Source organism: Streptomyces sp. NBC_00190 (genome assembly GCF_036203305.1).
Classification (GTDB): Bacteria; Actinomycetota; Actinomycetes; order Streptomycetales; family Streptomycetaceae; genus Streptomyces.
This window is the reverse complement of record NZ_CP108131.1, coordinates 3,209,481-3,235,847: the sequence shown is the minus strand read 5'-3', so window position 1 is coordinate 3,235,847 and position 26,367 is coordinate 3,209,481. Positions and strand designations below refer to the sequence as shown.

Here is a 26,367-nt window from a genome sequence, read left to right as displayed (position 1 = left end):
ACGGGATGCGCATGCGTAAGGCGACCTCGGCCCTGGTGGGTCTGCTGCTGGCCGGGGTCGCCGCGACCCCGGCCCACGCGGAAACGATTCGATCGCAGCAATGGCATCTCGACTCGATGAAGGCCGACGACATCTGGAAGATCAGCACGGGTAAGGGCATCACCGTTGCGGTGATCGACACCGGTGTCAACCAGATCCCGGAACTCGAAGGGCAGGTCCTTCCGGGCAAAGCCTTCCCTGTTGGTGATGCCGAGGGCGGCAGAGACAACGACTACTTCGGTCACGGTACTGGCATGGCTGCAATGATCGCCGGAACCGGAAAACACCCGAGTGGTGATGGAGCTTTCGGGCTTGCACCCGGCGCCAAAATCCTCCCGATCCGCGTGCCAGACATGCTGGAGGATGACACGACCCCGGCGTGGGTTGCAGCCATCCGCTACGCAGCGGACTCGGATGCCAAGATCATCAACATTTCTCAAGGTAGGTCCGGCAATCCCGAGGCTGATCGAGAGCGGGCAGCAGCGGTGAAGTATGCACTCTCGAAGGGCAAACTGATTTTCGCCGCTGCGGGTAACTCCGGGGACTCGACCAACGAGATCAACTATCCCGCTGCGACGCCTGGAGTTGTGGGAGTGGGCGCGGTGGACGTCAATGGTGAACCGACCAAGGAGTCGCAGCACGGCGCGCAGATCGACCTGTCGGCGCCGGGCATCGACATCGTTACTGCATGCAAGGGCAAGACGGGGCTGTGCAAGACCCACGGCACCAGTGACGCCTCCGCCCTCGCCTCCGCCTCCGCAGCCCTCCTCTGGTCCGCCCACCCCGACTGGACCAACAACCAGGTGCTCCGGGTCCTCCTGAACACCGCCGGAAAGCCCGTCGACGGCTCGCAGCGCAACGACTTCGTCGGCTACGGCGTCGTCCGCCCCCGCATCGCGGTGCCCACCCCCGGCGACCCCGGCCCGGCGGACGTCTACCCGCTGCCCGACCTCGCGGCGGCGGACGCGTCCAACAAGCCCTCGGCCTCCCCGGACGGCAAGGCTCCCGAGTCGGCGGCGCCGAAGCCGGTGCCGCAGGCCGAGGAGAAGAAGGACGGCAGCCTGCTTCCCTGGATCGGCCTCGGTCTGGGAGCCTGCCTGCTGATCGGCGGAGCCGTCACCGCCGTCGTGGTGCGCCGTAACAGCCGCTGACCGCTGAACCACTACCGGATCTGACAGGGGAGTTCTACGCGATGTCGTTCGACGAGGAATGGTCGGCGGCGCGTGCCACGGCCGCCGCCAACGCTTCCATGCGGCTCAACCACGTACCCGTGGAACCCGGTGGCGGTGGTGGCGGCGACCTCGATCTCAACCAGGACCACATCGGCGCCATCGGCTCCGAGGCGTACAAGCTGCACACCCGTCTGCTGACCGACGGCAAGCACGCCGCCACCGCCACCGCCGAGGCCGCGGGCGCGCTCACGAAGGAGAGCTTCGCGAGCGGGGCGGCACTGCTCAAGGTCAACACCACCTGGGAGAGCCAGGTGAAGACCCTCGTGTCCGCCTGCGCCAACATCTCCAACGGGCTGAACTACTCGCTCAACTCCCACGCCAAGGACGAGCAGGAGCTCCACGCCGACTTCACCGTTTCCGCGCTCGACAAATACCTCAAGTAGGCGCCCGCATGCTGACGTACGAGAACGTGATGAACGCCCCGCTGGACAAGCTCCAGACGGCAGTCACCGACTGGAAGGCGCTCGTCGACAAGCTGGACGAGCTCGCCGAAGCGGCGCGCAACGGGATGAAGGCCAAGGCCGACAAGGCCGAGTGGAGCGGGGTCACCGCCAGCGTGGGGCGGGGGTTCGTCGACAAGACGGCCAAGGAGTTCGAGGACGCGGCCAAGGAGGCCAAGGGCGTCCACCAGCTCCTCAGCGACGGCCACACCACCATCAAGACGGCCCGGGACGCCCTGAAGAAGGCGGCCGACGAGGAGGCCCCGGCCGCCGGGTTCCGGGTGGACGCGGCGGGCAAGGTATCCGCCGTTCCGATGGACCCGAAGACCGAGTTCGCGGCCCGGCACGACCCGGACTACCCCGAGTTCAAGCGCAAACAGGAGGAGAACCGGAAGGCCTGGCAGGCGAAGGTGGACCGGCTCGTCGAGGACTGCGCGGACGCCGACGACTCACTCGCCCGCGCACTGCGCGCCAACGTCTCGGACGACCACGACTTCACCGCGCCGAAGTACACCACCCTGGACGGCGAACAGGCCGACCGGGCGGCCGAGCTGATGAAGAAACTCAGCAAGGAGCCGGGCGGCGTGGCCCGCAACCCCGAGGCGCTGCGCGAGCTGGAGGACCTGCTCGACGACAACCGCAACGACGCCGACTTCTCGACGGACTTCTACCGCAAGCTCGGCCCCGAAGGCACGCTTGAGGCGTACGCGAAGCTGTCCATCGACGCGTCGACCCTGGGCGATGCGGGCAAGGACCGCCTGGCGATGGTCGGCAACATCCAGAACGACATGGGCGCGATGCTGGGGCTCGCCACGCAGAAGGACTCGCCGAACCACCTGGATGCGGCGTGGACGACCGACCTGATGAAGGCCGGCCGCAAGGAGATGCAGGTCACCGGTGATCTGACCAGCAAGATCTACGGTTACCAGGCGCTGGGCGCGCTGCTCCACGAGGGCAAGTACGACAAGGACTTCCTGACCTCGGTCGGCCGGGACATGGTCGCGTTCGACCGCGAGAACCCCAAGGCCTGGGAGCACGGGTCCCCGTACGACCCGAAGACGGTGCTCAGCCAGGGCAAGGACGGCAGCCGGGGCTTCTACCCGCTGACGGGCCTGATGGACGCGATGTCCCACAACCCGGACGCGGCGACGGCCTTCTTCACCGAGCCGGTCCGCCAGGACAGCAACGGCGACGGCATCGTCACCCTGGCCGACAAGGTGGTGGACGGAGAGCACGGCAAGGCCCGGGGCATGGTCGACTACATGCTGGACAAGGAGTCGTGGGCCGACGCCTTCGACCAGGCCCCCGGCCACCCGTACGGCGACGCGCTGCCGGCCCAGGAGGCGCTCGGCGGCGCGCTCGAGGCGGCCGTCTCGGGCCGGGTGCCGGGCGACGAGGACGCGAAGCCCGTTCCGCACACCAAGGAAATGGCGGCGATCATGGAAGACGTCGTCCAGAAGGTCGGCGACGACCCGTCGCTGGTGGCGCAGGACCCGGAAGACGAGGACAAGAAGCCGCGTCTGGGCCCCATGGCCGGGCACCTCGGCAACATGGCGGCGGAATACATCCCGGACCTCCAGGCCGCCGCCGAGAACGGCGGCCAGCAGAACAAGATCTTCGGCGTGCAGGCGGAGTTCGAGAAGTCCAACATGGCCCGGTTCCTGGGGGCGGTCGGCCAGGATCCCGAGGCGTACGGTGCCATCACCAATGCCTCGCAGACGTACACCACGGCTCTGGTCAGCGACCTCCTCGCGCATCGCGCCGATCACAACGAGATGGACGCCGCGGTGGCGAACGCGGTCAACCCCGGCGGCCAGATCGCGGGCATCCTTTCGGAAGCCCGTGCTCAGGGCACCTTCGGCGAGGCCGCCCACACGAACGAGGAGTACGTGAAGGGCGTCGAGGACGGCGCCAAGTGGATCAACCGGGGCATCGGCGCGGTCGGCGGCAAGTACCTGGAGATGGTTCCGCTGGCCGGAGACGCCCTGGAATGGCTACAGGAAGACATCACCGAAGCGGTCGTCGACGGGGCGAAGAAGGACGCCGCCGACAAGATGGGCGAGACGGAGAAGGGCGTGGCGGCCGACTACGCGAAGGCGGAGAAGGCGGCCAGCGAGAATGCGGCAACCGCGGTGCACAACGCGGCGCGAGGTTCCGGCATGAGCGAAACCGACATCAACGACCTCGCCGGTGTGGCCTCGAAGGAAACCGGAATCGCCCACTCGGTCGGCCGGGACCACATGGCTTCGGGGAAGGGAAAGTCCTGAGATGGCCTGCCGCAAATACTCCTTCGTCATCGGCCTCGCGTCCGCCGTGCTGCTGCTGTCCGCCTGCTCCGGGGAGTCCGAGCAGGCGGCGGCGGTGCTGCCGGATCGTGTCTGCTGGGGCAGCACAGGTGCGTTCTCGGGGAAGGACCTCGGACCGGTGACCGGCAGCGGCCAGAAGGTCCGGGACGATTCCCCCGCCGCGTTCGACCTCCCGCAGGACAACAAGAAGACGTCCTGCACGCTGTACGTCGACGGCGACATCAGGTTCCACGCGGGTGCCTGGCGGCTCGGTCCGGGGCAGGACTTCTTCTGGGACACCCAGGAGAAGCAGCACCCCGACAAGCTCGACATGGGCAACAAGGGACTGGTCTGGGACGACGGGGCCGTGGTCGCCCTCACGTGCAAGCGGGGGGACGCCACGTTCGAGGTGGAGCTCAGCCTCGACAACGGATCGCTCCCGGGCGTGCCCGAGGATCCGCGTCCCTACTTCACCGGGCTGATGAAGCAGTACTACGCGTTCGCGACCAAGCAACTCACGTGCGGTTCCTGACCGTGGACGGGGTGCGATCCGAGCGGTGGCACCCGGCGCCGTGAAGGCCGATGGCTTCTGAAAGATCAGCACGCACGAGGGTGGCACGTCGCGGTGATCGACAGTGGTGCCAACGATGGGGCTCTGCCTTCCCGAAGCCGCGACGTACGGCGCGGGCCGGGTACTGCCGGACGGCAGCGAGAAGGCCGCTCAGGAGTCCTGAGCGGCCTTCGCCTCGAAGCCGTGGCGGGAATCGAACCCGCGTAACCCGCTTTGCAGGCGAGTCCCTCAACCACTCGGGCACACGGCTGCGGGGTGGTGATGTGCACGACCGTACGGGGGGCCGCGGGGCCCCGGAAGGGCTGCGCGGCGGCCGCAACACGACTGCCATGCCGCGTTCATGGACCTAGGTCCGGCGGCCGAGGCGGGATCCGCCGAATTGACAGGGACCAAACCGGGGGACGCCTCTTACTCTGGGGCGATGAGCGCCCTCGAACCCCGCGTGCCCGAGAAGACCGCACCCGTCCCCCCGCCACCGTCGCGCGCCGGCATCCTCGGACCCGCGTACCGGACGCTCAGCATCGGGATCATCTCCGTCATCTTCCTGATCGCCTTCGAGGCCACCGCCGTGGGCACGGCCATGCCCGTCGCCGCGCGGGAGCTGGACGGGATCGGGCTCTACGCCTTCGCCTTCTCCGCCTACTTCACGACCAGCCTCTTCGGCATGGTCCTGTCCGGCCAGTGGGCCGACCGTCAGGGGCCGCTGCGGCCGCTGACCGTCGGGATCGCCTCGTTCGCCACGGGGCTCGTGGTCGCCGGAACCGCCGGCACCATGTGGGTCTTCGTCCTCGGCCGGGCGATACAGGGCTTCGGCGGCGGGCTCGTCATCGTCGCCCTGTACGTGGTCGTCAGCCGCGCCTACGAGGAGCAGCTGCGCCCCGCGATCATGGCGGCCTTCGCCGCCAGCTGGGTGGTCCCCTCCATCGTCGGCCCGCTCGCCTCCGGCACGGTCACCGAACACCTCGGGTGGCGGTGGGTCTTCCTCGGGATACCCGCCCTCGTCGTCGTACCGCTCGTCATCGCGCTGCCCGCGATACGGCGGACCGCGTCGGGGCCGGTGGACCCGGGCGCGCCGCCGGTGGCGTTCGACCGGCGCCGGATCCGGCTGGCCCTCGGTATCTCCGTCGGCGCCGGGCTGCTGCAGTACGCCGCCCAGGACCTGCGGTGGCTGTCGCTGCTCCCGGGCGCGGCGGGCGTGGCCCTGCTGGTGCCCGCCGTGCTGGGACTGCTGCCGCGCGGCACCTACCTGGCGCGGCGCGGGCTGCCGTCGGTGGTGCTGCTGCGCGGGGTGGCCGCGGGGTCGTTCATCGCGGCGGAGAGCTTCGTGCCGCTGATGCTGGTCACCCAGAGGGGGCTGAGCCCGACGCTGGCCGGCTTCTCGCTCGCGCTGGGCGGGCTGACCTGGGCGGGCGGCTCGTGGGTGCAGTCGAAGGGGCGGATGGCTCCGTACCGGGAGCGGCTGATGGTCGGCGGGATGGTGATGGTGGCCGTCGCCATCGCGGCCGCGCCGGCCGTGCTGATCGAATCGGTGCCGGTGTGGACGCTGGCTCTGGCCTGGGCCGTGGGGTGCCTGGGGATGGGGCTCGTCATCGGCTCGACGAGCGTGCTGCTGCTGAAGCTGTCGGCGCCGGAGGAGGCGGGGGCGAACTCCGCCGCGCTGCAGATCTCGGACGCGCTGGCCAACGTGGTGCTGCTGGCCGGTGGCGGGGCGGCGTTCGCCGCGCTGGGCGGGGGAGCGGTGGGGGCGGCGCACACTGTTGCCGCGGACGGCGCGGCCGCCTCGCACCCGGCCGCGTTCGTGGTGGTGTTCCTGCCGATGGCCTGCGTGGCGCTGGTGGGGGCGTGGGTGGCGACCCGGCTGGACGGCCCGGTCGGAAAGTAGTACCACAGTGACCCCATCCGAGTGGTACCGTTTTGGTATGGCGATGAACCTGCGTCTCCGCGACGACCAGCAAGAGGCCCTCAAGCTCCGTGCCGAGGAGGAGGGTCGCAGCATGCACGCCATCGTGCTCCAGGCGATCGACCGCTACCTCGAACAGGAGGCGGACCGCGAGACCGTCCGCCGGCTGGGTGAGAAGTACGCGAAGAGCCACGCCGACCTGCTGCGCCGCCTGGGGGAGTAAGTGAAGTACCTGACCGTCCAGGAAGCCCTTGACCTGGCGGAGCTTGCCATGGGCGGACAGCAGGTCGCGGTGCGCGATCTGGGCCTGCTCAGCTCCGCCGCGCACCGGCCGCAGTCCCAGATGTTCGGCGTCGAGGCGTACACGGACCTGTTCGAGAAGGCCGGCGCGCTGCTCCAGTCCCTCGCGGTGAACCATCCGCTGGTGGACGGCAACAAGCGCATGGCGTGGATGTGCACGGTCGTGTTCCTCGACTTCAATGGGACCGAAATGGTCGACGTCGATCAGGACGAGTCGTACAAGCTGGTGATCGAGGTGGCCGTCGGCAGCCTGGAGGACGTGGCGCAGATCGCGCGGAGATTGCGGGAACTCCACGAAGCGATGTGACGCTCGCCGCACCCGCCGAGGTCACGGGCCTGTCCCTCCGCGAGGGGCGGGCCCGTCCCGGTAAGGTGGCCCGGTTGTCCTACGTACGACTGCCCGTACCAGTACGCGAGTACGCCGAGAGCCCGAACCGGAGACCGTGACTACTACCGCCTCCCACCACCTCTCACCCGCCTTCCCCGGCCGTGCCCCCTGGGGTACCGCCAGCGCGCTGCGTGCCTGGCAGCAGGGGGCGCTGGACCGCTACATCCAGACCCAGCCGCGGGACTTCCTCGCGGTCGCCACGCCCGGCGCCGGAAAGACCACCTTCGCGCTGACCCTCGCGTCCTGGCTGCTGCACCACCACGTCGTCCAGCAGGTGACGGTGGTCGCACCGACCGAGCACCTGAAGAAGCAGTGGGCGGAGGCGGCGGCACGGATAGGCATCCGGCTGGATCCCGAGTACTCCGCCGGGCCGCTCAGCAAGGACTACCACGGCGTCGCCGTCACGTACGCGGGTGTCGGCGTGCGGCCCATGCTGCACCGCAACCGCTGCGAGCAGCGCAAGACCCTGGTGATCCTCGACGAGATCCACCACGCCGGCGACTCGAAGTCCTGGGGCGAGGCCTGCCTGGAGGCTTTCGACCCGGCGACCCGGCGCCTGGCCCTGACGGGCACGCCCTTCCGGTCCGACACCAACCCCATTCCCTTCGTGACCTACGAAGAGGGCAACGACGGGATCCGGCGGTCGTCCGCCGACTACACCTACGGGTACGGGAACGCGCTCGGCGACGGAGTCGTCCGGCCCGTCATCTTCCTCTCCTACAGCGGGAACATGCGCTGGCGGACGAAGGCGGGCGACGAGATCGCCGCCCGGCTCGGCGAGCCGATGACCAAGGACGCCATCTCGCAGGCCTGGCGTACGGCCCTGGACCCGCGCGGCGACTGGATGCCGAACGTGCTGCGCGCCGCCGACCAGCGGCTGACGGAGGTCAGGAAGGGCATCCCGGACGCGGGCGGCCTCGTCATCGCCTCCGACCAGGACTCGGCGCGCGCGTACGCCAAGCTGCTGAGGGAGATCACGGGCAGCAAGGCGACCGTGGTGCTCTCCGACGACACCGGCGCGTCCAAGCGGATCGACGAGTTCAGCGCGGACGGCAGCCGCTGGATGGTCGCGGTCCGGATGGTGTCCGAGGGCGTCGACGTGCCCAGACTGGCCGTCGGGGTGTACGCCACGACCATTTCGACCCCGCTGTTCTTCGCCCAGGCCGTCGGGCGCTTCGTGCGATCCCGCAGGCGTGGCGAGACCGCGTCCGTGTTCCTTCCGACCATCCCCTACCTCCTCGGCTTCGCGAACGAGATGGAGGTCGAGCGCGACCACGTCCTCGACAAGCCGAAGAAGCAGGGCGAGGAGGACCCGTACGCCGAGTCCGAGAAGGAGATGGACGAGGCGAACCGGCAGGAGGACGAGGACACCGGCGAGGACGAGCAGATGTCCTTCGAGGCGCTGGAGTCCGACGCGGTCTTCGACCGGGTCCTCTACGACGGCGCCGAATTCGGCATGCAGGCGCACCCGGGCAGCGAGGAGGAGCAGGACTACCTCGGCATCCCCGGGCTGCTGGAGCCGGACCAGGTGCAGATGCTGCTGCAGAAGCGCCAGTCGCGGCAGATCGCGCACAGCCGGCGCAAGCCCGACGCGGACGCGGACCTGCTGGAGCTGCCGGCCGACCGGCGGCCCGTGGTCTCGCACAAGGAACTGCTGGAGCTGCGCAAGTCGCTGAACACGATGGTGGGCGCGTACGTCCACCAGAGCGGCAAGCCGCACGGCGTCATCCACACGGAGCTGCGCCGGGTGTGCGGCGGGCCGCCGAGCGCGGAGGCGACGGCGGGCCAGCTGCGCGAGCGGATCAAGAAGGTGCAGGAGTGGGCCACCCGTATGCGGTGATCTGTTCCCACAGGCGTGAGCCGGGGGGCGTACGGAGCTTCGTACGCCCCCCTCGGAGATCCGAGGTCACGAAACGACGCCAAGGGCGGTCAGGAAACGGCATAAAGGGGTAGTGTGCGCCCGGATTCTGGACGAGCCCTTCCGCTGAGCGGACCTGCTCGCTAATGTCCCCGCATCGAACGCACCGTGGCAGCGCCGCCGCGGGAGCGCAGCCGGTGCAATGGCCGCTACCGGCGGCCTCTCCGTGCGCCGCCGTGGGACCGGCGGCGTGCCGCCAAGAGAGTCACCGCCGCTCACCGAAAGAGGGAGAGGCGTCGTGACCGCGGAAACCTCCCAGACTCTCGACAGAGGGCTCAGAGTCCTCAAACTGCTCGCCGACACCGACCACGGTCTGACCGTCACCGAGCTCTCCAACCGCCTCGGTGTCAACCGCACCGTGGTCTACCGGCTTCTCGCCACCCTGGAGCAGCACGCCCTGGTCCGCCGTGACCTCGGCGGCCGGGCCCGGGTCGGGCTCGGAGTGCTGAGGCTGGGCCGGCAGGTGCACCCGCTCGTACGCGAGGCCGCCCTGCCCGCGCTGCGGTCCCTCGCCGAGGACATAGGCGCCACCGCGCACCTGACCCTCGTCGACGGCACCGAGGCGCTCGCCGTCGCCGTCGTCGAGCCGACCTGGACGGACTACCACGTGGCCTACCGGGCCGGCTTCCGCCACCCGCTGGACCGCGGGGCCGCCGGGCGGGCCATCCTGGCCGCCCGTCAGGGCGCGCTGATCGAGCCGGGGTACACGCTGACCCACGGGGAGCTGGAGGCGGGAGCCAGTGGCGCCGCCGCGCCGCTCGTGGGGATCACCGGGCTGGAGGGCAGCGTCGGGGTCGTGATGCTGGCCGACGCCGTGCCCGAGCGGGTCGGTCCGCGGGTGGTCGACGCGGCGCGCGAGGTCGCGGACGCCCTTCGCTGAGCCGCGGGCCCGGCCGGGTCACCCGATGCCGGCGCGGCGTCGGGTGCGTCGCCGTTGCGGGAGCCGTCGCCGGGAGCCGCTGCCGGGAGCCGTCGCCCCGGGCCGGCCGGGCCGCACTGCCCGGCGGGGCTGAGTGGCGCCGCGGGGCGGCCAGCTAGATTGGGCGGGTGCTCTCTCGTCTCACACGTCTGCCGCGTCCCGCCGCCCTGGCCGTCTGCGCCGCGCCCGTGGTCGCGCTGTTCGCCGTCGCGGTCTTCGCGCCTCTGCCCTTCGTGATCGCCCAGCCCGGGCTCACGGCCGACGTGCTGGGCGAGCGGGACGGCAAGGCCGTCATCGAGGTCACCGGCGCCCCGGCCCGGCAGACCACGGGCCAGCTCCGCATGACCACGATCCAGGCCACCGGCCCCTCCGCGACGGTGAACCTCCCCGAACTCCTCGACAACTGGTTCGACACCTCCCGGGCCGTCCTGCCCAAGGAGGCCGTCTACTCCTCGGGCGGAACCGACAAGGAGATCGAGGAGCACAACCTGGAGGAGATGGCCAAATCCCAGTCGGCGGCCGCGCAGGCCGCGCTCGGCTACCTCCACAAGGACCCCAAGGACGTGAAGGTCGACCTGAACCTCGCCGACGTCGGCGGTCCCAGCGCCGGGCTCCTCTTCTCCCTCGGCATCGTCGACAAGCTCGACGGCGACGGCAGCGGCGGCGACCTCACCGGCGGACGCACCATCGCCGGTACGGGCACCATCGACGCGGACGGCAAGGTCGGCGCGGTCGGCGGGGTGGCCCTGAAGACCCAGGCCGCGCGGCGCGACGGGGCGAGCGTGTTCCTCGTACCGAAGGCCGAGTGCTCGGACGCGCGGTCGGAACTCCCCGAGGGGCTCCGGCTGGTCCCCGTCACCTCGCTGACGGATGCGGTGAACGCCCTTCGTGCGCTGAACCGGGGAGAGCCCGCTCCGTCGTGCTGACGGACGGAGCGCGGTCCATGCCGCGCCATGCCGGGAACACCAGCGGCGACAGAGTGGTCAGCAGGTACGTGCCGCCGAACAGCAGCAGCGCCTTCGACACGCCGAACCCGTCGACGAGCAGGCCCGCCGCGAGCCCGCCCAGCGGCATGGTCAGCTCACAGCCCGCCGTGGTCACGCCCGAGACGCGGGTGCGCAGCTCCTCCGGTACGTGCTCGTAGATCACCGTGGTCAGGACCGGGTTGAGCATGCCCGCGCCCAGCCCGGACAGGGCCATCGTCAACGCGAGCGGCAGCGGCGTGTCCGTGACGGCGGCCGTCACGTAGCGGGGCGCCCCGGTGATCAGGAACGCGGCCGCGAAGACCGCCCTGCGCGGGAAGCGCTCGCCCCACGCCCCGTACAGCAGGGCGCCCAGCAGCGCGAAGCCGCCGAAGAGCGAGATCATCAGGCCGAGCGCCGCGGGGCCGCCGAGGGCCTCCCGGCCGTGCACGGGCAGCAGCACCGAGGACCAGCCCTGGTCCAGCCCGTTGGTCATCATCACCATCAGGGTGATGCCCAGCAGTAGCGGCGTGCGCCTCAAGAAGGCCCAGCCCTCGGCCAGTTCGGCCCGGTAGGCCGCGAACGACACCTTCCCCGCCGCGCGTTGCGGCTCGGCGGCCGCGATGCCGCGCAGGAAGGCGGTGACCAGCAGGGCCGACGCCCCGAAGGTCGCCGCGTCCAGCAGCAGTACCGTCTCGGCGCCGAAGGCCGCGATCAGTACGCCGGCCACCGCGGCCCCGAGCATCCGGGCTCCGCGCGAGACCGCGTCGTAGAGGCTGGCGGCCCGCAGCACCGTGGTGCCGGCGTGCTCGGCGAGGTGCGGCAGCAGGACGGCGCGTGCGGTCAGGCCCGGGGTATGGACGAGGCCGCCGACGGCCATCAGCGCGCACAGCATCCAGAACTCCAGCACGCCCGCGTGGTGCAGCAGCGGGATCGCGCCGACGGACAGGGCGCAGATCAGGTCGGAGGCTGCGGAGACCCGGCGGCGGCCGATCCGGTCGATGACGGGCCCGCCGGCGAGGGCCGCCACGATCACGGGCAGGGTGGCGCAGAAGGCGACGACCCCGGCCCGCGCGGCGCTGCCCGTGGTCTGGAGCACGAACCACGGGACGCCGATGAGGGTGAGCGAACTTCCGGCTATGGAGATCGTGTTGGCGGCCAGGACCGCCGTCAGGGGCCGACGGCTCATGCGGTCTCGCCCCCGCGCGGGAGGACGTGGGTGTGGATGCGGACCTGCTCCGTGCCCTCCTCCGTCGGCAGATCGCGGTAGCTGTTGACCAGCTCGTGCATCCTGTGGATCAGTTCGAGGCTCTGCGCGGCCGTCAGGCGCAGGGTGAAGTCGCTCATGTCCGCGCCGCGCCGCCACTCCTGCGACCAGGTGTGGGCGTTGCCGAGCCAGGTGCTCACCTCCTGGGTGTGGATCGTCGCGATCTCGTGCCGGAAGAGGTCGGCCGCGCCCCGCGTGGCCGGGTCCTCGTCGTAGACCAGCTTCTCGTCGAAGACGGTGCCGTCGTGGGTGGCCTTCCACCACCGCTCGCGGCCCTTGCCGTGCTCGGGTGCGTCCTCGACGAACCCGTGCGCGGCGAGCTGGCGCAGGTGGTAGCTGGTGGACCCGCTGGATTCGCCCAGCCGCTGGGCGAGTTGGGAGGCGGTGGCCGGCCCGTCGTGGCGCAGGGTGGCCAGCATGCGGATGCGCAGCGGGTGGGCGAGGCCCCGCAGGGAGCGGGCGTCGAGTACCCGTGCGTTGGGTTCGGAGGGGTCGGGGGACGCTGCGTTCGTCTCGGACATGCCCCGAGCCTAGAGTTGCAAAGAAGTCTCTGCAACGGTTTGTTTGCAACGTCTTCTTTGTAACTCCGGTTCCGGGTCGCCCCGCCCTAGCGGTTGTCGTCCTCGGCGGCCTGTTCGACCAGCGGGATGATCCGCAGGGGTACGGGATTTTCCATGACGATCGCCGTCGAGGCCCGCACGATGCCGTCGAAGCCGACGACGAGGTCGATCACCCGCTGGAGATCCGCGTTGGACCGGGCCACGAGCCGGCACAGCATGTCCCCGTGCCCCGTGGTGGTGTGCAGCTCCAGCACCTCCGGCACCCCGTCCAGGTGGGCCCGTACGTCGGCCCCCTGCCCCTGTTTGATCTCCAGCGTGGCAAAGGCGGTCACCGGGTACCCGAGGGCCGTCGGATCGACCTGCGGGCCGAAACCGCGGATGACCCCGTTCGACTGGAGCCGGTCCAGACGGGCCTGCACGGTCCCGCGCGCCACCCCCAGGCGGCGCGAGGCCTCCAGCACCCCGATCCGGGGCTCGCGGGCGAGCAGGACGATCAAGCGGCCGTCGAGGTCGTCGATTCCCATGAGTGCGCTCCGGGGTCCTCAGAGGTGGTCATAGTGCACAGATGTTTCAACCATGCTCCGGCGGAGCTGGGCAGTTTGTACAGTCAAATAGGAAACTATTGCGCAGCTTGTGGATCGGCGGGACTCTGCGCTCATGACTGAGACCCTCGACACCACCCCGCACACCGCGCGTGAGGCAGACCCCTTCCCGGTGAAGGGCATGGACGCGGTCGTCTTCGCCGTCGGCAACGCCAAGCAGGCCGCGCACTACTACTCGACCGCCTTCGGCATGAAGCTCGTGGCCTACTCCGGACCGGAGAACGGCACCCGCGAGACCGCCAGCTACGTCCTGACCAACGGCGGCGCGCGCTTCGTGCTGACCTCCGTCATCAAGGCGACGACCGACCACGGCCGCTTCCTCGCCGAGCACGTCGCCGAGCACGGCGACGGCGTGATCGACCTGGCCATCGAGGTCCCCGACGTGCGGGCGGCCTACGCGTACGCCGTGGAGCACGGCGCGCGCGGCCTGGACGAGCCGTACGAGGTCAAGGACGAGCACGGCACGGTCGTGCTGGCCGCGATCGCCACCTACGGCCAGACCCGCCACACGCTGGTCCAGCGCGGGGACTACACCGGCCCGTACCTGCCGGGCTTCGTCGCCGCCGACCCGATCGTCGAGCCGCCGGCCAAGCGCACCTTCCAGGCCATCGACCACTGCGTCGGCAACGTCGAGCTCGGCCGCATGAACGAGTGGGTCGCCTTCTACAACAAGGTCATGGGCTTCACGAACATGAAGGAGTTCGTGGGCGACGACATCGCGACCGAGTACTCGGCGCTGATGTCCAAGGTGGTCGCGGACGGCACCCTCAAGGTCAAGTTCCCGATCAACGAGCCGGCGATCGCGAAGAAGAAGTCGCAGATCGACGAGTACCTGGAGTTCTACGGCGGCGCGGGCGTCCAGCACATCGCGCTGGCCACGAACGACATCGTCGCGACCGTCCGCTCCATGCGCGCGGCGGGCGTGGCCTTCCTGGACACCCCCGACTCGTACTACGACACCCTCGGCGAGTGGGCCGGCGAGACCCGCGTCCCCGTCGAGACCCTGCGCGAGCTGAAGATCCTCGTCGACCGAGACGAGGACGGCTACCTGCTGCAGATCTTCACCAAGCCGGTGCAGGACCGGCCGACGGTCTTCTTCGAGATGATCGAGCGGCACGGCTCCATGGGCTTCGGCAAGGGCAACTTCAAGGCCCTGTTCGAGGCGATCGAGCGCGAGCAGGAGAAGCGCGGCAACCTGTAGGACGCCACGGCCGGCCCCTCGGCTCCCGCCGGGGGCCGGCCCGTCACGCGGCCGACGCGGACGGCTTCGGCTTCGGATCGGCCGGTGGGGCCGCCGGCTTCGGCTTGGCGGCCTTCGGGAGTTCCGGGGCCACCCACGGAGCGGTCGGCTGCAGGTGCTCCGGGCCGCCCGGAGGCGGCTGGCCGATCGCCGCCAGGGCCTCCTTCGCCAGCGGCGCCCGCAGCGGCGAGAAGTACGGGTTCGTGCGCATCGCCTCCTGCAGATGGCGCCGGGTCGCCGCCTCGTCGCCGATGCCGCGCTCGATCATCGCCCGGTGATAGGCGAACTCCCCGCTGCGCAGCCCCGGTTCCGTCGCCTTCTTCGCGTACTCCAGCGCCGCCTCGTCCTCGCCCGCCTTGTGCAGAGCCCAGCCCAGCGCGTCGGCGACCGGCATGCTCTTGTGCCGCGACCACTCCTCCTCCAGCCGCCGCACCGCCGCCGCCGGATTCCCGTGGTCCGCCTCGTACAGGCCGAGGACCACGTCGTCGTCCACGCCGTTGGTGTTGTCCCGCGCCGCCAGCGCGCCCAGCATGTCGTACGGCACGCGCGCCTCCTGATCCCGCCCCAGCGACTCCAGCAGCTCGCCCAGCTCCCTCGCCAGCTGCGGCGCCGGCGTCCGCCCCAGCGCCAGCCGGTAGTCGCGCACCGCCTCCCCGGTCCGCCCCAGCGCCGCCAGCGCCCTGGCCCGGCCGCCCAGCGCCTCCGCCTGCGCCGGATCCGTCCGCAGCGAGCCCTCGTACTGCCCCAGCGCCTCCGCCGGGTCGCCCCGCTCCCAGGACAGCTCCCCGAGCCGGAACAGCGCGTACGCCTTCTCCGCCGGGGCCTTGGCCGCGCCCGCCGCGTGCTCCATCGACATCGCCGCGTCCTCGCGCCAGCCGCGGTCCCGGTAGACCTGCGAGGCCCTGACGTACGCCGCCAGGCCCGGCCGGAGCTCCATCAGCTCCTCCATCGCCTTCTGCGCGGCCTTGTAGTCGCCCAGGCCCGTGTACGCGTCGACGAGCACCGGGTACGCCGCCCACCGCTTCGGCGACTGCGCCCGTACGAGCTCGCCCCACTTCTTCCCGGTCCCGAAGTCCCGCCGGGCGTTGGCCAGCGCGCCCATGCCGGTCATCGCGTCGAGGTTGCCCTTCTCCGCCGGACGGGCCTCCAGCGAACGCTTCAGCGCCTTCTCCGCCTTGGGGAACCAGCCCGAGTCCGCCGAGCGCCGCGCCCGTTCCACGTACGCGGCGCCCAGGACGGCCCACGAGGCCTCGTCGTCCGGGTGCGCGGCGACCCACTTCTCCCGGTCCGCGACCAGCGCCGCCAGGTCCACCGCGGCCGCGGGCGCGCCCATGCCGACCGCCGCCGCGGCCCGCTCGCTCGGTCCCGGCGGGCGGGCGTCGTCACCGCCGCGGGCGGGCCGGATCAGCAGGGCCCCCGCGATCAGGACCACCGCGATCGCGGCCGCCACGAGGGTCTTTCGGCCGGTGAAGGTCACGGGCGGTGCCGGGGTCTGCGATGCCTCGTCGAATCGGTCGATACGGTCCATGGGCTCACTGTGCGTCAATATGAAGAGCTCGCCGAGATGTCCGAAGCCGGTCGCGGCCGTGTTCACACGCATGGCCCCCGCTGTCACGCTGGCTCCATGGATGACGATCTCTTCGCACGTCTGCGCGCACGCCTGCTGCAAGGACTCCCCGCCGAGGCCCTGCTCACCGATCCTCAGGTAACCGCCTCCTACGCCACCGACATGGCCAGCTTCTGCGCCGCCGGCGCCCCGGCCGCCGTCGTCCTGCCCCGGACCGTCGAACAGGTCCAGCACGTGATGCGCACCGCCACCGCCCTACGGGTCCCCGTGGTCCCGCAGGGCGCCCGAACGGGCCTGTCGGGCGCCGCCAACGCCTCCGACGGCTGCATCGTGCTCTCGCTCCTCACGATGGACCGGATCCTGGAGATCTCCGCCGTCGACCGGATAGCCGTCGTCGAACCCGGCGTCGTCAACGCCGTGCTCTCGCGGACCGTCGCCGAACAGGGCCTGTACTACCCGCCCGACCCCTCCAGCTGGGAGCAGTGCACCATCGGCGGGAACATAGGCACCGCCTCCGGCGGGCTGTGCTGCGTCAAGTACGGGGTCACCGCCGAGTACGTCCTCGGCCTCGACGTGGTCCTGGCCGACGGGCGGCTGCTGCGCACGGGCCGGCGTACCGCCAAGGGCGTCGCCGGATACGACCTCACCCGGCTCTTCGTCGGCTCCGAAGGCAGCCTCGGCGTCGTCGTCCAGGCCGTCCTCGCCCTGCGGCCCGCGCCGCCACGCCGGCTCGCGCTGGCCGCCGAGTTCCCCTCCGCCGCGGCCGCCTGCGCGGCCGTCTGCGCCGTCATGGAGGCCGGACTGACGCCCTCCCTGCTGGAACTGATGGACCGTACGACCGTGCGGGCCGTCAACGCGCTCGGCAAGATGGGACTGCCCGAGACCACCGAGGCCCTGCTGCTCGCCGCCTTCGACACCCCGGACGCCCCCGCGGACCTCGCGGCCGTGGGAGAGCTGTGCTCGGCCGCCGGGGCCACCGCCGTGGTGCCCGCCGACGACGAGGCGGAGTCCGAACTGCTGCTCCAGGCCCGCCGGATGTCGCTGACCGCGCTGGAGACGCTCCGGCCCGCCACGATGATCGACGACGTCTGCGTACCGCGCTCCCGGCTCGCCGAGATGCTGGACGGGACGGCCGCCGTCGCCCGCTCGTACGGCCTGCTCATCGGGGTCTGCGCGCACGCCGGCGACGGCAACACCCACCCCGTGGTCTGCTTCGACCCGGCCGACGAGGACGAGACGCGGCGGGCCCGCGAGTCCTTCGACGAGATCATGGCGCTCGGGCTGGAACTGGGCGGCACGATCACCGGCGAACACGGCGTCGGGGTCCTGAAGAAGGAGTGGCTGGCCCGCGAACTCGGGCCGGTGGGCCTGGAGATGCAGCGCGCCGTCAAGCAGGCCTTCGACCCGCTGGGGCTGCTCAATCCCGGCAAGCTCTTCTGACGGCATCACAGCTCCCCGTCCGCCGATTCGTCCGACGGCCAGGGGTCGCGCAGCCACAGGTCGTCCGCCGGGGTCGGGGCGAGCAGCTCGGCCAGGGCCGCGTCCAGGCCGAGCCGCTCGGCCTCGGTGCCGGGCGGGACGATGCGCAGCGTGCGCTCCAGCCAGGCCGACACGGAGGCGGCGGGGAGCTCCAGCAGGGCGTCGCCGTCGGGTGAGCTGAGGGCCATGCAGAGCACGGCCTTGTTGTCGATCTTGGTGGGCCAGATCCGGACGTCGCCGTTGCCGGACGGGCGGAACACGCCCTCGACCAGCAGCTCGCGGGCGAAGGTCCAGTTGACCGGGGCGCTGGAGCCGGTGTGGAAGGTGATGTGGACGGCGTACGGGTCGTCGGTGAGGTAGAGGAGCCGGGCCGGTACGGGGATGCTGCGCTCGGGGGACAGGACCAGCTTCAGTTCCAGCTCACGCTCGATGACGGGGTGGTGCATGACGGCCTCACTTCGGTTCGGTGCGTGGGGCCGATAGCGCCCCACAACCGGAGAGAGCTCCGGTGTACCCGGGTATGACGCGACTTCGGGCGAGGAACCGAAGGTTGGCCGAATTCTGTCGGGTGACCGGAAATAGCCGCATACACCAGTTTCGCTCGAAGGTTGACAATCTCCCGTTACCGGACCTGGCGGGGGGCGGTTCTTGGCTATGGTCCTCCCCTGCACATGCCTCAAGCCACGATCGGAGTTGGGGACATTGACGGCCTCCCCTGGTGACGGCGAGCACGCGGCCCGCGAGGGCTACTACCCGGATCCCTCCATCCCTGGGTACGTCCGGTACTGGAACGGTGCCGCCTGGGTTCCGGGTACGAGCCGCCCTGCCCCCGCCCCTGCCCCCGCCGCGCCGGTCGAGGAGACGGGGCCGGTGTTCCTGGACCGGACCTCGGTGACCGAGGCGCTGGCGGAGCCCGAACCGGAACCGGAACCGGAGGCGGCACGGGAGCCGGAGCCGGTGCTCCGGGCGGTCGTCCCGCTCGCCGAGCGTGGCACCGAGCGGGCGGCCGAGCAGGCGGTGTGGCAGGCCGATCCCCTTCACCAGGCCGGCTTCGGCGGGCCGCGCGACCACCGCGTCTCGTGGGGCAGCCCGGCGGAGCCCCCGGCGGCCACGGGCCCCGGGATCTCCCTGGCCCGTACGCCGTCCGCCGCGGCGGCGGCCGCACCGGCCCCGCGGTTCCCGGCCCAGTCGGCGGCCGGGATCCTGTCGGCGCGCTCCCCGGCGGCGGCCCCGTCTCCGGCTCCGACCCCCGCCTCCGCCCCTGTCCCGGCCCCGGCTCCCGAGCCGGTCCCCGAGCCCGCCCCGGCTCCGGCATGGCCCGACGCCCCCGGCGGCAGCGGCTCCGGCCTGACCTCCTCCTGGCCCGAGGCGGAGGCAGCCCCGGCACGGCCGCGCACGGCGGGCGCCGCGCCCGCCGCCCCGGCCGAGCCGTCCCCGCGGCAAGCGCCCGTACGCCGCTCCCCGATCCCGGCCCCTGCCCCTTCCCCGTCCTGGCGGCGCCCCGCCGAGGCCCCGCCCGCCGAGGAGTCCCGCTTCGAACCCTGGCAGCCCCGGACCGGCGGAGCCCGTCCCAAGCTTCCGGCGAGCGGGACGGCGGCCCCGGCCGAGTCCCGGTCCGAACCCCGGTCCGAGCCCCGGTCCGAGCCCCGGTCCGAGCCCCGGTCCGAACCGCGGCCCGAGCCCCGGTCCGAGCCCCGGTCCGAACCGCGGCCCGAGTCCCGGACCGAACCGCGGTCCGAGGGGACCCGTACGCCCCGAGCCGTGTTCGAGCGGATGGCCGACCGGGCCGTACGCCCCGCCGGGCTGGTGCGCCGGGCCGTGGCCCGCGCCCTGGACACCCTCGTCCTCGCGGCGGTCGCCGCGGCCGCCGCCTGGCCCCTCCTGCCCGCCGCCACCGCCCACGTCCAGGGCAAGGTGGACGCCGCCCGGACCACCGGCCGCACCACCACCGTCTGGCTGCTGGACGGCACCATCGCCGGCCAGCTCGGCCTTGTCCTCGGCGCGGTCCTGCTGGTCGGCGTCTTCTACGAGGCCCTGCCCACCGCCCGTTGGGGCCGGACCCCGGGCAAGAAGCTGCTCGGCGTCCGGGTGCTGGCGGCCGCCACCCTGCGCCCGCCCACCTTCGGCGCGGCCCTGCGCCGCTGGCTGGTGTTCGTCCTTCTCGGCGTCCCCGGCAGCCTCTGGTGCCTCGTGGACCGCCCGCGGCGCCAGGCCTGGCACGACAAGGCGGCCGGGACGTACGTGGCCCGCTGAGCCCGGCCCGGGCCCCCGATCGGACGCCCTCACGTTGCGGGGTTGACGGAGCCGGGTTCGACTCGGGCCATGAGTACCGATCAGCCGCCGCCCGGCGAGCCGCCCGAGGAAGACCCGTTCCTCAAGAAGCCCCGGGGACCGACGCCTCCGTCGGGCGGTTCGCCGTACGACTCACCGCCACCCGGCAGCGGGGGCGGCAGCGGAGGCGGGGGCGGAGGTGGCGGATATCCGCCCCCGCCACCCCCGTACGACGCGGGCCGCGACCCGTACGGAGGCAGCGGCGGCTACGGCATGCCCGATCCGCTCGCCGGGATGCCCCCGCTCGCCGACTTCGGCAAGCGGCTCGCCGCCCGCATCATCGACGTGGTGATCATCGCCGTGCCGCTGTTCCTCATCCAGCTGGCCTTCGGCCCGAACCGGTACACCGTCGAGACGAACAAGGGCGAGGACGTCACCGAGGTCATCACCAAGTCCTACAGCGGCAGCGGCCTGGTCATGACGCTGATCTCGATCGTCGCGTACGTCGGCTACGACTGGTGGTTCACCAAGAAGAGCGGGCAGACCGTCGGCAAGAAGGCGCTGGGCCTGCGCGTCGCGATGCTCAACGACGGCAGCGTCCCGCAGTCGAACGCGGCCCTCTCCCGCGCCGCCGTCCTGTGGCTGCCGACGCTGCTCTGCTGCTTCTGCCTCTGGCCGATCGCGCTGATGATCTCCATCCTCGTCGACAAGCCGTACAAGCAGGGCCTGCACGACAAGGTCGCCAGGACCGTGGTCGTCCAGACGGCCTGACGCCCGCAGGGGCTCAGTGGTGAACGGGGTGTTCGGCGGCGGCCGTTCGGGGTTCCGGTACCCGGGCGGCCGTCGGCGCGTCCGCGTCCGCGTACGGGACGTGGGCCGGCGTCGGCGTCGGCGACGGGGCGGAGACCGGGACAGGGGCCGCGGCGGCCGCGGGAGCGCCCGTACGGGCCGCGTGGCGGCCGCGGCGCCTCGGGTGGGGCACGGTGACGGCGACGAGCAGACCGAGCCCGAGGGCGGCCGCGGAGATGACCGCGATCCCGAACCCCGTACTCGTCCGTGAGAGCAGCAGCATGGCGATCGTCGACATGACGACGGTGGCGGACCCGTAGGCGAGCTGTGCGACAGTCGGACGCGGCATGGCGATATCCGTCCTCAGGGAGGGGAGGGGAGTCGGCTCAACTAGGTCGCGCGTCAAGTGACTCTACGAGGGGGAATGCCCGAGCGGAACCGCCAGTAAGCGTGACCTAACCCACGGTGCCGCAGCACGGGGGGCGCACGGGGGTCACGTCTTGCGCCGCGGCATGCCCGAAATGCCGCCCTGGAAGCACGTGATGGACGGCCGGGAAGCACCCTTCGCCCCGAATGGCAGCCGAACGTCCGAATAGCGGAACTCGCTGACCGCATAGTGCAGTTGTAAGGAACAAGTCAAGGTCTGTCTTTTCTCTCGACTCTCCGGTCAAATGTCGTCACTTGAGACGCGCGCCGCGCGGAACCCCCCGCTCCTATGGAGACGTTCCGACCTACGTTGCGGCCGCGGGAGGGGAACGACATCAAGTGACCAGCAATTCCGCCCGTCGGCGTGCGCTCCGCGCTGCCGCCGTCACCGTGACCATGGCCGCCTGTGCGACCAGCGCCACCTTCTTCACCGTCACCGCGGCCCAGGCCAATCCCGGTGCCGCCGCAGTGCCCGCGGCCGACCGGCAGGACCCGACCGCTCCTGCCAAGGTCGTCGAGCATGACCTGAAGGGCCCGTTCAGCGAGCAGCAGGCGCAGCAGCGCAAGGCCGCCCTGGAGCAGGTGCTGAGCGGCAAGAAGGACGTCGAGCAGCGCGGCGCCTCCAAGGTCGTCAAGCTCGACGACAAGAAGTACGTCGAGCTCGGCCGCGAGAAGACCGACAAGATCTTCACGATCCTCGTCGAGTTCGGCGACCAGGTCGACAACACGACCACGTTCGACCCGGACGGCCCCGGCCCGAAGCCGGCGGTCCCGAAGTACGGCGGCACCCCCGGTCCGCTGCACAACACGATCGCGCAGCCCGACCGCGCGAACAACAACAGCACCGCCTGGCGCAAGGACTTCAGCCGCGACTACTTCCAGGACCTGTACTTCGGTACCGGTGAGGGCAAGGACTCGCTGAAGACCTACTACGAGAAGACCTCCTCGGGCCGTTACTCGGTCGAGGGCGAGGTCGCCGACTGGGTCAAGGTCCCGTACAACGAGGGCCGTTACGGCTCGAACTACTGCGGCCAGACCAACTGCTCCAACGTGTGGGACACCGTCAAGGACGGCGTCACCGCGTGGACCGCGGCCCAGAAGAAGGCCGGCAAGACCGACGCCGAGATCAAGGCCACGCTGGCCCAGTACGACCAGTGGGACCGCAACGACTTCGACGGCGACGGCAACTTCAACGAGCCCGACGGCTACATCGACCACTTCCAGATCGTCCACGCGGGCGAGGACGAGTCGGCCGGCGGCGGCGTGCAGGGCACGACCGCGCTGTGGGCGCACCGCTGGTACGCCTACGGCACCGACGTGGGCAAGACCGGCCCGGCGAACAACAAGGCCGGCGGCACCCAGATCGGCGACACCGGCATCTGGGTCGGCGACTACACGATGCAGCCGGAGAACGGCGGCCTCGGCGTCTTCGCGCACGAGTACGGCCACGACCTCGGTCTGCCGGACCTCTACGACACCTCCGGTGGCGGCGAGAACTCGGTCGGCTTCTGGTCCCTGATGTCGGCCGGCTCCTGGCTCGGCTCCGGCAAGGACTCCATAGGCGACCTCCCGGGCGACATGACCGCCTGGGACAAGCTCCAGCTGGGCTGGCTGAACTACGACAAGGCCAAGGCCGCGACGAAGTCCACCCACAAGCTGGGCGTTTCGGAGTACAACACCAAGGACAAGCAGGCGCTGGTCGTCGAGCTGCCGAAGAAGCAGGTCAAGACCGACGTCGTCGCTCCCGCCGAGGGCTCCTCGCAGTGGTGGAGCAACATGGGTGACGACCTCAAGAACACCCTCACCCGGTCGGTCGACCTGACGGGCAAGACGTCCGCCGCGCTGTCCCTCAAGGGCTGGTGGGACATCGAGGCCGACTACGACTTCCTCTACACCGAGGTGTCCACGGACGGCGGCGCCACCTGGACCGCCCTCGCCGGCACCGCCGACGGCACGGCCATCCCGGCCGACGCCTCCGGCAGCCCGTCGCTCACCGGTGTCTCCGGCGCCTGGAAGTCGCTGAACTTCCCGCTCGACGCCTACGCGGGCAAGAAGGTCGACCTCCGCTTCCGCTACCAGACGGACGGCGGCGCGGGCGGCAAGGGCTTCACGGCCGACGCCGTCACCCTGACCGCGGACGGCTCCGCGCTGTTCACCGACGGCGCCGAGAACGGCGACAACGGCTGGACCGGCAAGGGCTTCTCGCGCATCGGCGCCGGCTTCACCAAGGAGTACGCGCAGTACTACCTGGCCGAGAACCGTCGCTACGTCTCGTACGACAAGACCCTCCAGGTCGGCCCGTACAACTTCGGCTTCGGCAACACCAAGCCGGGCTGGGTCGAGCACTACCCGTACCAGGACGGCCTGCTCATCTGGCAGTGGGACACCTCCCAGAAGGACAACAACACCAGCCAGCACCCGGGCCAGGGTCTGATCCTTCCGATCGACGCCAACGCCAAGCCCATGAAGTGGGCGGACGGCACCCTGCTGCGGAACAAGATCCAGCCGTACGACGCCGCGTTCAGCGCGTACTCGACGGACGCGTTCACCCTGCACAAGAACGGTGAGGCGCTGTTCCTGAAGCCGAAGCCCGCCCAGCTGGTCTTCGACGACCACAAGGGCAAGTACTACTACGACGAGAACCCGACCGGATCGGTGAAGGTCACTGACACCAACACCAAGATCAAGATCCTGAAGGAGACCTACGACGGTGAGGTCATGACCGTCGAGGTTGGCTCCTCCTCGAAGTAATTCGGTAAAACCGCAGGTCAAAGCGTGATCGGCCGTCGCCCCCTAGCGGGCGGCGGCCGATCGCGTTTAGATGCGCGGTACGAGTTTCTTATTGACGGGGGAGATGACATCCATGCCAGGTGGAGGTTTCGTCAGATTGCCGGGCGGCAGTGTGGTGGTCGCGCTCACCCTGCCGAGGCCGTCACCCGGTGACGGCGACGACAGCGGAAACGTCCGCGTCCTCGTGCACGCCGCGAACCGGGCCCGCGCCCTGACCAGGCTGCGGAACCTCGGCATGCGTGCGGTGTACCTGCGCGGCAACGCGCAGCCGCCTACCCCCGACGAGGTCACCGCCGTCCTGCACCATCCGGACGGCCTCCTGTGGCGCGGCGCACCCGACCGCGCGCAGGAGCTGTGGCACCCCATCCGGGCCCTGCTGGGTACCTAGGAGGCCGTGCCGCCGATCAAGGTCACTCCGGCCGCCCGGAGCTCCTCCAGCGCCCTCTCGGTGGTGTGCGGGGCCACGGCGGCCGTCAAGTCGAGCAGTACGCGGGTGGCGAAGCCGGCGCGGGCGGCGTCCAGGGCGGTGGCCCGCACGCAGTGGTCCGTGGCGATCCCGACCACGTCCACCTCGGTGACGTGCCGGTCCCGCAGCCACTGGGCGAGGTCCGCCCCGTTCTCGTCGGCCCCCTCGAACCCGCTGTACGCGGCCTCGTAGGCGCCCTTGTCGAATACGGCCGCGACCGAGCCCGAGGCCACGGCGGGGGCGAAGTTCGGGTGGAACCCGACGCCCTCGGTCCCGGCGACGCAGTGCACGGGCCAGGAGGTCTCGTAGTCCGGCTCGGCCGGCGGGTGCGCGAAGTGGCTGCCCGGGTCGACGTGGTGGTCACGGGTGGCGACGACGTGCCGGTAACCGGGGGTGGCCTGCCCGATGAGCTCGGTGATGGCGGCGGCGACGTCGGCCCCGCCGGCGACCGCGAGGCTGCCGCCTTCGCAGAAGTCGTTCTGTACGTCGACGACGATCAGTGCGCGGTGCATGACGTGTCCTTCGGCTCAGTGTCCATTGTGCGGCGGCGGGCGGCCCCCCGGGCCCTGCGGGGGCTCTTCCCCCACCCCGCCCCTACCCGAAACCGGGGGCTACGCGTACTCCGTCGGGATGACGGCCTCGCCGCGGGAGAGCTGGGTCGCCGAGAGCGGCAGGGCCGCGCGGGCGGTGCGATGGCGGTCGCGCGCGGCCTCCAGCGGTTCGCGGGCGACGACCTCGCCGGCCTTGACCAGCTGGGTCAGGAGCTGGTGGTCGGCCAGGGCCGTCGGAACCGGCCCGGTCCCGACGACCTCGGCCTCCGCGACGCCCTCCGCGTCCACGCGCCGCGCCGCCCACTTGCGTCCGCCGATCGAGGTCTTCCCGCCGGTGGACCTCTTCGCCACCGGCAGCAGCGGAGCCTTCGGGTCCGCCGACGTCGCCCGCGCCACCAGCTTGTAGACCATCGAGCACGTCGGGTGCCCGCTGCCCGTCACCAGCTGCGTGCCCACCCCGTACGCGTCCACCGGCGCCGCCGCCAGTGAGGCGATGGCGTACTCGTCCAGGTCTGAGGTGACCACGATCTTCGTCGAGGTCGCGCCCAGCTCGTCCAGCTGCTGCCGTACCCGGTGGGCCACCAGCAGCAGGTCGCCCGAGTCGATGCGCACCGCGCCGAGGTCGGTGCCCGCGATCTCCACGGCCGTCCGTACGGCCTCGGCCACGTCGTAGGTGTCCACCAGCAGCGTGGTTCCGCCGCCGAGCGAGGCCACCTGCGCGGTGAACGCGTCGCGCTCGCTGTCGTGCACCAGCGTGAAGGCGTGGGCGCTCGTGCCGACCGTGGGGATGCCGTACCGGAATCCGGCCGCCAGGTCCGAGGTGGAGGTGAAGCCGCCCACGTACGCGGCCCGCGACGCGGCCACCGCGGCCAGCTCGTGCGTGCGGCGCGCGCCCATCTCGATCAGCGGGCGGTCGCCCGCCGCCGAGGACATCCGGGAGGCGGCCGCCGCGATCGCCGAGTCGTGGTTCAGGATCGACAGGATCACGGTCTCCAGCAGCACGCACTCGGCGAAGCTGCCCTCCACCCGCAGGATCGGCGAGCCGGGGAAGTAGACCTCCCCCTCCGGGTAGCCCCAGATGTCGCCCGAAAAGCGGTACGAGGACAGCCAGTCCAGGGTCCGCATGTCGACGACGGCCCGCTCGCGCAGGAACTCCAGCACCGCGCTGTCGAAGCGGAAGTTCTCCACCGCGTCGAGCACCCGGCCGGTGCCGCCCACCACGCCGTACCGGCGCCCCTCGGGCAGCCTCCGGGTGAACGCCTCGAAGACCGAGCGGCGGTCGGCGGTGCCGTTGGCCAGGGCGGCCTGCAGCATCGTGAGCTCGTAATGGTCCGTGAAGAGCGCTGTCGACGGCACGTCCACCGGCAGGCCCAGGTCCGCAGGGTTCATGTCACGGATGCTAGCG

24 protein-coding genes and 1 tRNA gene are annotated in these 26,367 nt (G+C 71.2%); 16 read left to right on the top strand and 9 right to left on the bottom strand.

The window, feature by feature from the left end:
• The first annotated feature begins 5 nt into the window (after window positions 1-5).
• From mycP to OG429_RS15675, 4 genes are read left to right on the top strand one after another with little or no spacing between them, the layout of a single operon-like run.
• Window positions 6-1,190 (top strand): type VII secretion-associated serine protease mycosin, encoded by a 1,185-nt coding sequence (gene mycP, locus OG429_RS15690; RefSeq protein ID WP_328925948.1) that lies wholly within the window; start codon window positions 6-8, stop codon window positions 1,188-1,190.
• A 41-nt stretch (window positions 1,191-1,231) separates the two neighbouring features.
• Complete coding sequence (locus OG429_RS15685) at window positions 1,232-1,654, top strand: hypothetical protein (protein ID WP_328925947.1); 423 nt, start codon at window positions 1,232-1,234, stop codon at window positions 1,652-1,654.
• An 8-nt stretch (window positions 1,655-1,662) separates the two neighbouring features.
• Complete coding sequence (locus OG429_RS15680; RefSeq protein ID WP_328925946.1) at window positions 1,663-3,978, top strand: hypothetical protein; 2,316 nt, start codon at window positions 1,663-1,665, stop codon at window positions 3,976-3,978.
• 1 nt (window position 3,979) lies between these two features.
• Window positions 3,980-4,528, top strand: coding sequence for a hypothetical protein (locus OG429_RS15675; protein WP_328925945.1), 549 nt, complete (start codon window positions 3,980-3,982; stop codon window positions 4,526-4,528).
• Window positions 4,529-4,745: 217 nt separating this feature from the next.
• Here the strand turns inward: OG429_RS15675 and OG429_RS15670 are convergent.
• Window positions 4,746-4,817 (bottom strand) — tRNA-Cys (locus OG429_RS15670).
• A gap of 171 nt (window positions 4,818-4,988) precedes the next feature.
• Between OG429_RS15670 and OG429_RS15665 the strand changes: the two genes are divergently transcribed.
• The 6 genes from OG429_RS15665 to OG429_RS15640 all read left to right on the top strand — a co-directional run bounded on the left by OG429_RS15665 (window position 4,989) and on the right by OG429_RS15640 (window position 10,918).
• Window positions 4,989-6,449, top strand: a complete 1,461-nt coding sequence (locus OG429_RS15665) for an MFS transporter (RefSeq protein ID WP_328925944.1) — start codon at window positions 4,989-4,991, stop codon at window positions 6,447-6,449.
• A 43-nt stretch (window positions 6,450-6,492) separates the two neighbouring features.
• A complete protein-coding gene (locus OG429_RS15660) occupies window positions 6,493-6,690 on the top strand; it encodes an Arc family DNA-binding protein (RefSeq protein ID WP_215018414.1) in 198 nt (65 codons plus the stop codon).
• Window positions 6,691-7,074 carry a type II toxin-antitoxin system death-on-curing family toxin gene (locus tag OG429_RS15655; protein WP_328925943.1) on the top strand — a complete coding sequence of 128 codons (384 nt, stop codon included), beginning with the start codon at window positions 6,691-6,693 and terminating at the stop codon, window positions 7,072-7,074. It abuts the gene before it with no gap.
• A gap of 136 nt (window positions 7,075-7,210) precedes the next feature.
• Entirely contained in the window at window positions 7,211-8,995 is a 1,785-nt protein-coding gene (locus OG429_RS15650) for a DEAD/DEAH box helicase (RefSeq protein ID WP_328925942.1), read from the top strand.
• 316 nt (window positions 8,996-9,311) lie between these two features.
• Window positions 9,312-9,953: an IclR family transcriptional regulator gene (locus OG429_RS15645; RefSeq protein WP_069920456.1), complete on the top strand. Its 642-nt coding sequence runs from the start codon at window positions 9,312-9,314 to the stop codon at window positions 9,951-9,953.
• 167 nt (window positions 9,954-10,120) lie between these two features.
• On the top strand, window positions 10,121-10,918 hold the full coding sequence (locus OG429_RS15640; RefSeq protein ID WP_328925941.1) for a S16 family serine protease: 798 nt from the start codon (window positions 10,121-10,123) through the stop codon (window positions 10,916-10,918).
• On the opposite strand, the gene OG429_RS15635 is transcribed toward OG429_RS15640, so the two are convergent.
• The 3 genes from OG429_RS15635 to OG429_RS15625 all read right to left on the bottom strand — a co-directional run bounded on the left by OG429_RS15635 (window position 10,848) and on the right by OG429_RS15625 (window position 13,305).
• Window positions 10,848-12,143, bottom strand: coding sequence for an MFS transporter (locus OG429_RS15635; RefSeq protein ID WP_328925940.1), 1,296 nt, complete (start codon window positions 12,141-12,143; stop codon window positions 10,848-10,850). The genes OG429_RS15640 and OG429_RS15635 overlap by 71 nt on opposite strands.
• Window positions 12,140-12,742, bottom strand: coding sequence for an ArsR/SmtB family transcription factor (locus tag OG429_RS15630; RefSeq protein WP_328925939.1), 603 nt, complete (start codon window positions 12,740-12,742; stop codon window positions 12,140-12,142). Before OG429_RS15630 ends, OG429_RS15635 begins: the two co-directional genes overlap by 4 nt.
• Before the next feature lie 86 nt (window positions 12,743-12,828).
• Window positions 12,829-13,305 carry an Lrp/AsnC family transcriptional regulator gene (locus tag OG429_RS15625; protein WP_328925938.1) on the bottom strand — a complete coding sequence of 159 codons (477 nt, stop codon included), beginning with the start codon at window positions 13,303-13,305 and terminating at the stop codon, window positions 12,829-12,831.
• A 133-nt stretch (window positions 13,306-13,438) separates the two neighbouring features.
• Here OG429_RS15625 and hppD point away from each other — a divergent pair, with 133 nt between their 5' ends.
• A complete protein-coding gene (hppD, locus tag OG429_RS15620) occupies window positions 13,439-14,584 on the top strand; it encodes a 4-hydroxyphenylpyruvate dioxygenase (protein ID WP_328925937.1) in 1,146 nt (381 codons plus the stop codon).
• Window positions 14,585-14,627: 43 nt separating this feature from the next.
• Here the strand turns inward: hppD and OG429_RS15615 are convergent, their stop codons facing one another.
• Window positions 14,628-16,151: a tetratricopeptide repeat protein gene (locus OG429_RS15615; RefSeq protein ID WP_328925936.1), complete on the bottom strand. Its 1,524-nt coding sequence runs from the start codon at window positions 16,149-16,151 to the stop codon at window positions 14,628-14,630.
• A gap of 96 nt (window positions 16,152-16,247) precedes the next feature.
• Between OG429_RS15615 and OG429_RS15610 the strand changes: the two genes are divergently transcribed.
• Window positions 16,248-17,630, top strand: coding sequence for an FAD-binding oxidoreductase (locus OG429_RS15610; RefSeq protein ID WP_328925935.1), 1,383 nt, complete (start codon window positions 16,248-16,250; stop codon window positions 17,628-17,630).
• A 5-nt stretch (window positions 17,631-17,635) separates the two neighbouring features.
• On the opposite strand, the gene OG429_RS15605 is transcribed toward OG429_RS15610, so the two are convergent.
• A complete protein-coding gene (locus OG429_RS15605; protein WP_328925934.1) occupies window positions 17,636-18,115 on the bottom strand; it encodes an SsgA family sporulation/cell division regulator in 480 nt (159 codons plus the stop codon).
• Between the two features lie 247 nt (window positions 18,116-18,362).
• Here OG429_RS15605 and OG429_RS15600 point away from each other — a divergent pair, with 247 nt between their 5' ends.
• Together OG429_RS15600 and OG429_RS15595 are read left to right on the top strand one after the other, a co-directional pair.
• Window positions 18,363-19,922 (top strand): RDD family protein, encoded by a 1,560-nt coding sequence (locus OG429_RS15600; protein ID WP_328925933.1) that lies wholly within the window; start codon window positions 18,363-18,365, stop codon window positions 19,920-19,922.
• A gap of 69 nt (window positions 19,923-19,991) precedes the next feature.
• On the top strand, window positions 19,992-20,711 hold the full coding sequence (locus OG429_RS15595; protein WP_328925932.1) for an RDD family protein: 720 nt from the start codon (window positions 19,992-19,994) through the stop codon (window positions 20,709-20,711).
• Window positions 20,712-20,724: 13 nt separating this feature from the next.
• Here the strand turns inward: OG429_RS15595 and OG429_RS15590 are convergent, their stop codons facing one another.
• The gene (locus tag OG429_RS15590; protein WP_328925931.1) at window positions 20,725-21,078 is read right to left on the bottom strand and encodes a hypothetical protein; all 354 of its coding nucleotides are present in this window, start codon (window positions 21,076-21,078) and stop codon (window positions 20,725-20,727) included.
• Window positions 21,079-21,551: 473 nt separating this feature from the next.
• Here OG429_RS15590 and OG429_RS15585 point away from each other — a divergent pair, with 473 nt between their 5' ends.
• Together OG429_RS15585 and OG429_RS15580 are read left to right on the top strand one after the other, a co-directional pair.
• Window positions 21,552-23,906: an immune inhibitor A domain-containing protein gene (locus OG429_RS15585; RefSeq protein WP_328930280.1), complete on the top strand. Its 2,355-nt coding sequence runs from the start codon at window positions 21,552-21,554 to the stop codon at window positions 23,904-23,906.
• 112 nt (window positions 23,907-24,018) lie between these two features.
• A complete protein-coding gene (locus OG429_RS15580; RefSeq protein WP_328925930.1) occupies window positions 24,019-24,333 on the top strand; it encodes a hypothetical protein in 315 nt (104 codons plus the stop codon).
• Here OG429_RS15580 and OG429_RS15575 read toward each other — a convergent pair.
• Together OG429_RS15575 and OG429_RS15570 are read right to left on the bottom strand one after the other, a co-directional pair.
• Complete coding sequence (locus tag OG429_RS15575) at window positions 24,330-24,923, bottom strand: isochorismatase family protein (RefSeq protein WP_328925929.1); 594 nt, start codon at window positions 24,921-24,923, stop codon at window positions 24,330-24,332. The genes OG429_RS15580 and OG429_RS15575 overlap by 4 nt on opposite strands.
• Window positions 24,924-25,022: 99 nt before the next feature.
• Window positions 25,023-26,351: a nicotinate phosphoribosyltransferase gene (locus OG429_RS15570; protein ID WP_328925928.1), complete on the bottom strand. Its 1,329-nt coding sequence runs from the start codon at window positions 26,349-26,351 to the stop codon at window positions 25,023-25,025.
• Between the last annotated feature and the right edge of the window lie 16 nt (window positions 26,352-26,367).

Coding starts and splice junctions, on each gene's coding strand:
- hppD (WP_328925937.1), top strand. CDS start 13,439: ATGACTGAGACCCTCGACACCACCCCGCACACCGCGCGTGAGGCAGAC.
- OG429_RS15570 (WP_328925928.1), bottom strand. CDS start 26,351: ATGAACCCTGCGGACCTGGGCCTGCCGGTGGACGTGCCGTCGACAGCG.
- OG429_RS15625 (WP_328925938.1), bottom strand. CDS start 13,305: ATGGGAATCGACGACCTCGACGGCCGCTTGATCGTCCTGCTCGCCCGC.
- OG429_RS15590 (WP_328925931.1), bottom strand. CDS start 21,078: ATGCCGCGTCCGACTGTCGCACAGCTCGCCTACGGGTCCGCCACCGTC.
- OG429_RS15685 (WP_328925947.1), top strand. CDS start 1,232: ATGTCGTTCGACGAGGAATGGTCGGCGGCGCGTGCCACGGCCGCCGCC.
- OG429_RS15615 (WP_328925936.1), bottom strand. CDS start 16,151: ATGGACCGTATCGACCGATTCGACGAGGCATCGCAGACCCCGGCACCG.
- OG429_RS15595 (WP_328925932.1), top strand. CDS start 19,992: ATGAGTACCGATCAGCCGCCGCCCGGCGAGCCGCCCGAGGAAGACCCG.
- OG429_RS15610 (WP_328925935.1), top strand. CDS start 16,248: ATGGATGACGATCTCTTCGCACGTCTGCGCGCACGCCTGCTGCAAGGA.
- OG429_RS15675 (WP_328925945.1), top strand. CDS start 3,980: ATGGCCTGCCGCAAATACTCCTTCGTCATCGGCCTCGCGTCCGCCGTG.
- OG429_RS15585 (WP_328930280.1), top strand. CDS start 21,552: ATGGCCGCCTGTGCGACCAGCGCCACCTTCTTCACCGTCACCGCGGCC.
- OG429_RS15605 (WP_328925934.1), bottom strand. CDS start 18,115: ATGCACCACCCCGTCATCGAGCGTGAGCTGGAACTGAAGCTGGTCCTG.
- OG429_RS15630 (WP_328925939.1), bottom strand. CDS start 12,742: ATGTCCGAGACGAACGCAGCGTCCCCCGACCCCTCCGAACCCAACGCA.
- OG429_RS15635 (WP_328925940.1), bottom strand. CDS start 12,143: ATGAGCCGTCGGCCCCTGACGGCGGTCCTGGCCGCCAACACGATCTCC.
- OG429_RS15575 (WP_328925929.1), bottom strand. CDS start 24,923: ATGCACCGCGCACTGATCGTCGTCGACGTACAGAACGACTTCTGCGAA.
- OG429_RS15680 (WP_328925946.1), top strand. CDS start 1,663: ATGCTGACGTACGAGAACGTGATGAACGCCCCGCTGGACAAGCTCCAG.
- OG429_RS15665 (WP_328925944.1), top strand. CDS start 4,989: ATGAGCGCCCTCGAACCCCGCGTGCCCGAGAAGACCGCACCCGTCCCC.
- mycP (WP_328925948.1), top strand. CDS start 6: ATGCGCATGCGTAAGGCGACCTCGGCCCTGGTGGGTCTGCTGCTGGCC.
- OG429_RS15580 (WP_328925930.1), top strand. CDS start 24,019: ATGCCAGGTGGAGGTTTCGTCAGATTGCCGGGCGGCAGTGTGGTGGTC.
- OG429_RS15660 (WP_215018414.1), top strand. CDS start 6,493: ATGAACCTGCGTCTCCGCGACGACCAGCAAGAGGCCCTCAAGCTCCGT.